This is a genomic window from Pontibacter sp. HJ8, assembly GCF_054824225.1.
Genome location: NZ_JSYF01000517.1, coordinates 1 through 2,695, shown reverse-complemented (window position 1 = coordinate 2,695; position 2,695 = coordinate 1). Strand labels below are relative to the sequence as shown.

Sequence of the window (2,695 nt, the reverse complement as noted above, 5' to 3'; positions counted from 1 at the left end):
GATCCACAAGCTTCGCAAGCGTCTGGGTTATCGAGGGAGCAGCTCATGTCGCTGCGATTTTGTTCCTGGTTGTTGTAGACCGGCTGCAGCGTTTCGGCGGCTTGTTTCTCTACTGTAAACTTGATGGCGTCTACAGCTGCTTTGGTGCGCAGGTAGTACATACCTGTTTTCAGGCCGCGTTTCCAGGCGTGGAAGTGCATAGAGGTCAGCTTACCGAAGTTCACGTTCATCACGTGCAGGTTCAGCGACTGGCTCTGGCAGATGTAAGCACCACGGTCCGCACTCATATCGATCACTGTACGCTGGCTGATTTCCCATACCGTCTTATAGAGGTCCTTAATGTTCTGCGGGATGTTCGGGATATCCTGTACCGAGCCGTTGGCTGCGATGATATCCTGCTTCATCTTGTCGTTCCACAGCCCCAGCGCGATCAGGTCCTTGAGCAAGTGCTTGTTCACGATCATGAACTCACCGCTCAGCACACGGCGCAGGTAGATATTGGAGGTATAAGGCTCAAACGACTCGTTGTTACCCAGGATCTGGGCAGTAGAAGCAGTCGGCATTGGGGCTAGCAACAGCGAGTTGCGTACACCGTGCTCTACTACTTCTTTGCGAAGTTCTTCCCAATCCCAGCGGCCGCTATCCGGTGTTACATTCCACATGTCAAACTGGAATATACCTTTTGATAAGGGAGAACCTTTGAATGTTTCGTAAGCACCGTTCTTCTTCGCCAGGTCTTTGGAGGCCGTCATGGCAGCAAAGTAGATCGTCTCGAAGATGTCCTTGTTCAGGCCACGTGCTTCTTCGCTTTCGAATGGCATACGCAGCGCGATGAAGGTATCGGCCAGTCCCTGCACGCCCAAACCGATCGGACGGTGGCGCATGTTGGAGTTCTGTGCTTCCGGTACCGGGTAATAGTTGATGTCAATTACCTTGTTCAGGTTCTGGGTCACATGGTAGGTTACATCAAAGAGCTTCTGGTGATCGAACACCTTGTGGCCGTTCTCCTCTTTCACGTAGCGTGGCAGGGCCAGCGATGCCAGGTTACAAACCGCTACCTCGTCTTCGCTGGTATACTCCATGATCTCGGTGCAGAGGTTGGAGCTCTTGATCGTACCCAGGTTTTGCTGGTTGCTCTTGCTGTTAGCAGCGTCTTTGTAGAGCATGTACGGCGTACCGGTTTCGATCTGGGATTCCAGTACAGCAAACCACAGTTCCTGCGCTTTCACCGTTTTGCGGGCACGGCCTTCACGCTCGTACTTCTCGTAGAGGCGCTCAAAGTCCTTGCCCCAGCAATCAGCCAGGCCAGGTGCTTCGTTCGGGCAGAACAGGCTCCAGTCACCGTTCTCTTCCACACGCTTCATAAACAGGTCAGGCGTCCAGAGAGCGTAGAACAGGTCACGGGCACGGTTCTCTTCCTTGCCATGGTTCTTCTTCAGGTCCAGGAATTCGAAGATATCGGCATGCCAGGGCTCCAGGTATATCGCGAAGGCGCCTTTGCGCTTGCCACCACCCTGGTCCACGTAGCGGGCCGTGTCGTTGAACACCTTCAGCATAGGGATAATACCGTTGGAGGTGCCGTTGGTGCCTTTGATGTAAGAGCCTGTGGCGCGTACGTTGTGGATGCTCAGGCCAATGCCGCCGGCGCTCTGCGAGATCTGGGCGCACTGCTTCAGCGTATCATAGATGCCCGGTATGCTGTCGTCCTGCATGGTGAGCAGGAAGCACGAGGACAGCTGCGGCTTTGGTGTGCCGGCGTTGAATAAAGTTGGTGTGGCGTGCGTAAACCACTTTTCAGACATGAGATTGTATGTCTCGATGGCAGATTCGATATCCTCCTTGTGGATGCCCACCGCCACACGCATCAGCATTTGCTGCGGGCGCTCCACGATCTTGCCATCCAGGCGAAGCAGGTAAGAGCGCTCCAACGTTTTATAGCCGAAATAGTCGTAGTTATAGTCCCGGTCATAAATGATGGTTGAGTCCAGTGTAGCGGCGTGCTTACGGATGATCTCATACACATCTTTGGCCAGCAGCGATGCGTTCTCACCAGTCTTGGGGTCCTCGTAGGTATAGAGGCGCTTCATGGTGTTGGAGAACGACTTGCTTGTTACCTTGTGCAGGCTGGAAATGGCAATACGTGCCGCCAGTACTGCATAGTCCGGGTGTTTGGTCGTAAGCGAAGCAGCCGTTTCAGCAGCCAGGTTATCCAGCTCGATGGTGCTTACGCCGTCGTAAATGCCGTCAATTACTTTTTTGGCCACCTCTATCGGCGACACAAAGTCCATATGTAAACCATAGCACAGCTTTTCGATGCGTGCGGTGATTTTATCGAATTTAACGGATTCGCGTCTGCCGTCTCGTTTTACTACTAACATAGCATATACATTTAGCGGGTTTCAAGGGCCCGGGTGGTTAATGAATAAAAAGAATCTATAAAGAGCAGCTGCCGATGCAGCCGGTTGATACATGCTAATATTTACATAAGGCAATACGCATATACATACGTAAGCCGTTGCAATACTATACTTTATAAGTTAAGCAAAATGCTTATAAAAGTGTTGGGACCGCAAGCCTTGGGTGGTGGTTTGCAGGTTACAGGCTTCGAAGCAGCAGGTAAAAGCGTTGGCAGCTTTACCCGGGCACGATAATGTATTTTGTATGGTCAGGAAGGGCAGGACCGGATGCCCTGCTC

At 52.3% G+C, this 2,695-nt stretch carries 1 protein-coding gene; it reads right to left on the bottom strand.

Going from position 1 to position 2,695, the window contains the following annotated elements; genetic code table 11:
* Positions 1-2,378, bottom strand: a 2,378-nt coding sequence (locus OB13_RS18765) for a ribonucleoside-diphosphate reductase subunit alpha (protein WP_461491717.1), incomplete at its 3' end; no start/stop codon positions are given.
* Between the last annotated feature and the right edge of the window lie 317 nt (positions 2,379-2,695).